Genomic DNA, 5,659 nt, shown 5'->3' with positions numbered 1-5,659 from the left:
TGCGGATGGTCGACGCCGGGGCACGCGCGGAGCACATCCGCAGGTGCGCCGGCGCGGCGGTAGGAAGAATGCGCGGCAAGAGCGCGACCGCCGCCGATGCGGCGGCGAGGAATGATCGACGTGGCAAATCCGGAGGCCATGCGGACGCTCAGCCTCCCCGGATCGCCCAGAGCTGCAGGTCCAGCCCGGCGAACTCGCTGCCGAAATGGAAGGCGATGCCGCCGGAGGTCTTCAGCTCGCGCCACATCGGCGAATGCTTGTCGAACTCGAAGTACAGGTAGCCCGCGTTGTAGGGAATCTGCCGCGGCGCCACCGGCATCGGGCTCACGCCGATGCCCGGCAGCTGCAGGTTGACCAGGTCGCGGATCTTCTCCACCGGGCCGATCTTGGACACCGCCGGCAGCTGCCGGCGCAGGTCCTCGGAGGTGAGATCCGCCTTGGCGGCCAGCACGAAGGCGGCGGTGTCCAGCAGGGTGAGATCCGGCACCACCGCCACCCACACGCCGAACTTGCGCTGCTGCAGCGGGATCGGCGTGGCGGTCTGCTCCATCACTGCGCTCAGGCTGTTGCGCAGCGCCGCGATCACCGGTTCGAAGCTCTCGCGCAGCGCCTCGTGGCGATACGGCGGCAACGCGCTGGGGCGCTTGCCGGCGGCGGTGAAGGTGGCCAGCTCGCCGGCCAGCATCACCATCACGCGATACAGCTCCTCCGGATGCACCAGCGGCGCTTCGGCCAGGTGGGCCACCAGCGGCTGGCAGCGATTGACCACCTGCAACAGCAGGAAGTCGGCGATCTCCGCCGCGCCGCCGCGGTCGGTCACCGCCACGCGGCTGGCGAGGGCCTCGCCGCGCTGGTGCAGCAGGCCGAGCAGTTCGGTGAGGAAGGTGACCAGCCGCGGCACCGCCTCCACGCGGAACGCGCAGGGCATGAAGCCCTCGTCGAGCATCACCCGGCGATCGGAGCGGCACTCGACGATGCGCGCCAGCGGCAGCCGGGTGAGCCCTTCCAGCGGCTGCGACTCGGGCAGCAGGCGCGCGGTCATGCCACCCACTTCCAGCAGCGCGGTGCCATCGGTGCTGCCGGATGCGTCGCGCGCCTCGCACTCGCGCACGCGGAAGCGGAACAGCTTGTCCGCCGGCGCTTCGGGACGACCGCTGTCCGGCTGGGTCGGCGAGCGCAGCGGCAGGGTCAGGTAGACAATCTGGTCGCGCCAGTTGCCATCGACCTCCAGCGGCGCCGGCAGCGGGTCGTCGGCGGGCATCGCGAACGGCGTGCCATCGGGAAACACCCCGCGCGCACGGCGGATGCCGAGCTTGCCCACCGCCAGCAGGTCGGTTTCCAGCTCCAGCTCGGTGAAGCCCCAGGTGTACGGGCGCAGCGCGCCGGCGCGCAGCTCGACGAAGCGTTCGACGTAGCGCTCGTGCTGCTGCAGGTGCTGCGGCCGCAGGAACAGCCCTTCGCTCCACACCACTTTGTTGTTCTGCGTCATGTCCGGCCTATCTGCTGATGGGGTGGCTGCGGTGCAGTCACGGCGGGCGGAACGTGTCGCGGGTGGTGCCGCCCGGCCGCGCCGGCCATCGGCCGGACCGGCGTGCGCTGGCGCCATCACCTTGCCGGTGGACGGGCGCATGCCCTGCGCGGCCCACCGTTTGCTCCCCCGTCGTCTTGCTAGTGCGTGATCGGCGGGCGAATTCCGTCACCGCGCGACGGTCAGCGTCGTGCGCCACCCCGGCGGGCGGATTTCAGCCGCGCCAGCTGCTCTTCGTAGGCGCGGGCGAACTCGTCGCCGAACAGGCGCCGGAAGCAGTCGTCCGGATCCTTCACCAGCCCCTCGAAGTGCTCGCGGTACTTCTCCCAGTACTTGCCCTTGCCGGCGAACGCCGAGCGCTTGCCGCCGTCGGCCTGCTGTTCGAGCCGGTCGGGGCTGAAGTGCGCCAGCAGCGACTCGAACGCCGCACGCACGCCGGCGAGCATCGCCATCTGGTGGCAGCGGATATCGTCGAAGGCGTCGTCGAACGCGGCCGGACCGGACAGGAACGCCGCGTTGGGCGGCGAGAGGATCTTCTGCAGCGCCTCGTCCGCGTTGGGCGCAAACTTCAGCGGGTTGTTCTCCGAGCGCTGGATGATGGTGACCGGCAGGCGGAAGGTGTTCTTGATTTCCGCACGCGCGCGCAGCACGTCCATCACGCCATCGACCACGATGCCGAGCATCTGCTGCACCTCGTCCGGCAGCGCGCCGGACGCTGCCGGCGCCGCCATGACGGGCGGTACCGGCGGTGCGACCGGCGCGGACGGCACCGGGGCCACCGCAGGGGGTGGCGTCGGCGCGGGCGCGGGGATGGTCTGGCGCGGGGCGAAGTCGCCCATGGTCAGGTCCCAGTCCTCCGGCAGCGCCGGCGCCTGGCGCTGGGCCTCGGTGATCGGCGGCTGGAAGTGATCCTGCATGCCCGGGGTGTGGTTCCAGCCGGGTGTCGCCGGTGGCGCGGCGGCCGGCGCCGGCGCCAACGGGGCATCGAGGAAGCTGAGCGGATCCAGGGCCGCTGCCGGCCCGGCGCCGGGAATCAGCCCGGCATCGGCCCCGCTGTCGGCCAGCGGCGCGGACGGGCCGGGGGCGAAATCCAGGAAGGCGTCCAGCGGATCGGCCGCCGCCGGCGGCGAGGTGGCGAAGATGTCTACCGGCGTCGGTGCCGATGACGGCGCCGGCGCGGCCGCCGGCGGCGCGGCCATCTGTACGGTGACGGCCACCTCGAAGGTGTCGATCTGCAGGCGGTCGCCGTGCTTGAGTGCCGAGGGCTCGCCCTTCACCAGCGGCACGCCGTTGAGCAGCATGCCGTTGGTGCTGCGGTCCTCGATGAAATAGATGCCGTTGAGGCAACGGATCATCGCGTGCACGCGCGACACGCCGGCCGAGCTCAGCACCCAGTCGCAATCCTCGGAGCGGCCGATGCTGCCGTCGCGGCCCTCGAAGGCCTTCTGGCTGCGGCTGCCGAACTGCGCGGCGTGGATGCCGGTGACGGCCAACAGCAGGGTCGGAATGGTCGACACGCTCAGCTCCCTGTGACGTGGTGGAACGCACCGGCCCCGCGCATCGGCGCGACCGCGGTGGGGGATGGCGACACCGGCGGGCGCGGCCGGCCGCTCATGCCTCGCCTCCCTGCCCCTGCAGCAACGCCAGCGCGCGCTGGATGAACGCGACCCGGCGTGCCTCGAACTGCGCCGGCTCCAGCGCCGCCATGAGGTTGATCGCGGCGACGGTGGCGCGCGCGGTGAGGTGGTCGGCTGGTGGCACCGCGGTTTCCTGCGAGGCCGGCGCCAGGCTGCCGCCGGACCAGCCGGCCGCCGCCGCGATCCACGCGCCGAGCGCCTTGTAGCCCCCCGCATGGGCAAACTCGAACGCGGCGCGGCGGTTGCTCTCGCTGGGCTCGCGCACCCACTGCTCGGCCAGCGAGGCGCCCATGCGGTCCTCCTGCGACAGCGACTGGTCGCGGGCGCACTGGCACGCCCAGGCCACCGCGTAGCGCTTGGGCAAGAGCCGGGCGAGCAGCTTGAGTGCCTCGGTCGATTCGCCGGCCTCGAGCAGCGCCTGCACGGCCGCCTGCGGCGCCATGTCGGCGCGCAGCCGCGCGCTGGCGGCGGGGGAGAGCTCCATCTGCACGGAGGCATGGATGACTGCCGACATATCCGTCTCCCGTCAGCCGATCATGATGATGCCGCCGGACACCTGGGTCATGGCATCGCCCTTGACCGAGGTCATCGCGCCCTTGACCGTGGTCATCGCGCTGCCAGCCACTTCCAGCATGGCGTCGGAGTGCGCCTTGAGGCTGGCGCCGGCGCCCAGGTCCATGGTGGCGCCGGCCTTGATGCCGACCTCCACCTTGCCCTCGACCTTCACCCCCACGTTGCCGGTGATGGTGATGTTGACGCCCTTGAGCTCGATGGTGCCGTCGCTCTTCATGGTGAGGCTGGAGGCGCCGGTGACCAGCTCGATCTCGGTGCCGGCGGTGAGCTTGTACTTCTGGCCGATGCCGGTGGTGCCGTTCATCGTGACGTCGAGCGTGTCGCCGTTCTGCACGGTGACCTTGCGGTCGTGCTTGATCGTCTCGGTCTGGTCGTTGTTGACGGTGAGCGTCTGGTTGTTCTCCACCGTGGTGGTCTGGTCGTGCTTCACGGTCAGCGTCTGGTCGTTCTTGATCGTGCTGACCTGATCGTGGTCGATGGTGACCGTGTGATCGTTCTCCACTTCCTCGAGCATGTCCTTCTGCGCGTGGATGAACAGCTGCTCGGCGCCCTTCTTGTCCTCGAAGCGCAGCTCGTTGGCATCCTCGGCGCCGCCGAGCAGGCTGCGGGTCTTGATGCCGGACTGGGTCTTGTTGTCCGGCAGTGCGTACGGCGGCATGTTGTCGGCGTTGTAGACGCTGCCGATGATCAGCGGCCGGTCCGGATCGCCCTCCAGGAAGCTCACCACCACCTCCTGCCCCACCCGCGGCAGGCTCACCGCACCCCAACTCTTGCCCGCCCAGGGGCTGGCCACGCGCACCGGGCACGAGCTCTTGGCGTCGGGCTTGTCCGGCTTGTTCCAGTGAAACGTCACCTGCACGCGGCCGTACTTGTCCACCGCGATGTCCTCGTCGGTGTCACTGCCGCACACCACCGCGGTCTGCAGCCCGGCGATGCGCGGACGCGGCGTGCTCGGCAGGCTGCGGTACGGCTGGTTGGAGGCGATCGCCTGCAGCCGGCAGGCAAACGGCTCCGCGTCCGCCGCGGCCCTGGCGTCGCCGGCGAAGTAACCCGGATCGGACAGCACGATCTCGGTGCCGGTGACCAGGTACTCGCGGTTGAGCGCGCCCTGCGGGAAGTCCGACAGCGTGAACAGCGCGCCGCAGCTCACGCCATAGGCATCACTGTGCCCGTGGAAGGCATGGTGGCGCGCGTTGCGGGCCTCCAGCTGCACCTGCGCATAGCGGCCGCCGTCGCTCGTGGTGGCGTGCGGACCGGGATAGTCGAACACCTCCAGCCCGTCCACGTCGTGATAGGTGCCGGAGTCGTTGAGCAGCTGGGTCTGCAGCAGCGAGGCCTTGGGCGCGAGCGGGTCGTAGTCGGTCAGCTGCACGCGCAGTGCATGCACCTGGCGCACCGCGCGCCACTCGCTGATGGTGCCGGCATGGCGGCCCATCTTCTGCGGCAGGTACGAAATGGTGTCCAGGCCGCTGGCCGCGGCGTGCGCGCCCAGCGCATCGGCCAGCACCATCGTGTGCGCGGTGGCTGCGTGGCTGAAGAAGTAGTAGATGCCTTCCTGCTCCATCAGCCGGCTGATGAAGTTGAAGTCGCTCTCGCGGTACTGCACGCAGTACTCGCGCTCGGGATAGTTGCCGCTCAGGCTCAGCGTCACGTCCGCGTAGCCGATGCCGTTGAGCACCTGCCGGATGATCGCCGGCACGCTCATCGCGGTGAAGATGCGGCAGTTCACCCGATGCGTGAGCAGCCACGGCTTGGGTACCAGCACGGCACGATAGGTCGCGTAGTGCACCCTGGCGATCTCGGTGAAGCCGGTCTGCTCGGCCTCGGCCACGATGCCGTGGAAGTGCCGCACCGGGCCGCCGTCCTGCGGATCGATCGTCACCACCATGCCGGTACCGAGCAGCGCGCGCAGGTCTTCGGT

General features: G+C 70.3%; 4 protein-coding genes. All 4 read right to left on the bottom strand.

Annotated features, from left to right (window positions below; genetic code table 11):
* Window positions 1–148: 148 nt before the first annotated feature.
* The gene (gene tssK / locus VFM98_RS10690) at window positions 149–1,489 is read right to left on the bottom strand and encodes a type VI secretion system baseplate subunit TssK (protein WP_325109908.1); all 1,341 of its coding nucleotides are present in this window, start codon (window positions 1,487–1,489) and stop codon (window positions 149–151) included.
* 221 nt (window positions 1,490–1,710) lie between these two features.
* Window positions 1,711–3,045: a type VI secretion system-associated FHA domain protein TagH gene (gene tagH, locus VFM98_RS10685; RefSeq protein ID WP_325109907.1), complete on the bottom strand. Its 1,335-nt coding sequence runs from the start codon at window positions 3,043–3,045 to the stop codon at window positions 1,711–1,713.
* Window positions 3,046–3,139: 94 nt separating this feature from the next.
* On the bottom strand, window positions 3,140–3,679 hold the full coding sequence (locus VFM98_RS10680; RefSeq protein ID WP_325109906.1) for a DUF6931 family protein: 540 nt from the start codon (window positions 3,677–3,679) through the stop codon (window positions 3,140–3,142).
* A gap of 12 nt (window positions 3,680–3,691) precedes the next feature.
* The coding region (locus VFM98_RS10675) for a type VI secretion system Vgr family protein (protein ID WP_325109905.1) at window positions 3,692–5,659 on the bottom strand (1,968 nt) is incomplete at its 5' end.

Origin of the sequence: Ramlibacter sp. (assembly GCF_035706265.1) — a bacterium.
Taxonomy (GTDB): Bacteria; Pseudomonadota; Gammaproteobacteria; order Burkholderiales; family Burkholderiaceae_C; genus Ramlibacter.
The sequence above is the reverse complement of the archived record's forward strand: the minus strand, read 5'-3'. Positions and strand labels throughout refer to the sequence as shown.

Bases quoted from the DNA above. Each gene is read 5' to 3' on its own strand.
- tssK (WP_325109908.1), bottom strand. From the start codon at position 1,489: ATGACGCAGAACAACAAAGTGGTGTGGAGCGAAGGGCTGTTCCTGCGG.
- VFM98_RS10680 (WP_325109906.1), bottom strand. From the start codon at position 3,679: ATGTCGGCAGTCATCCATGCCTCCGTGCAGATGGAGCTCTCCCCCGCC.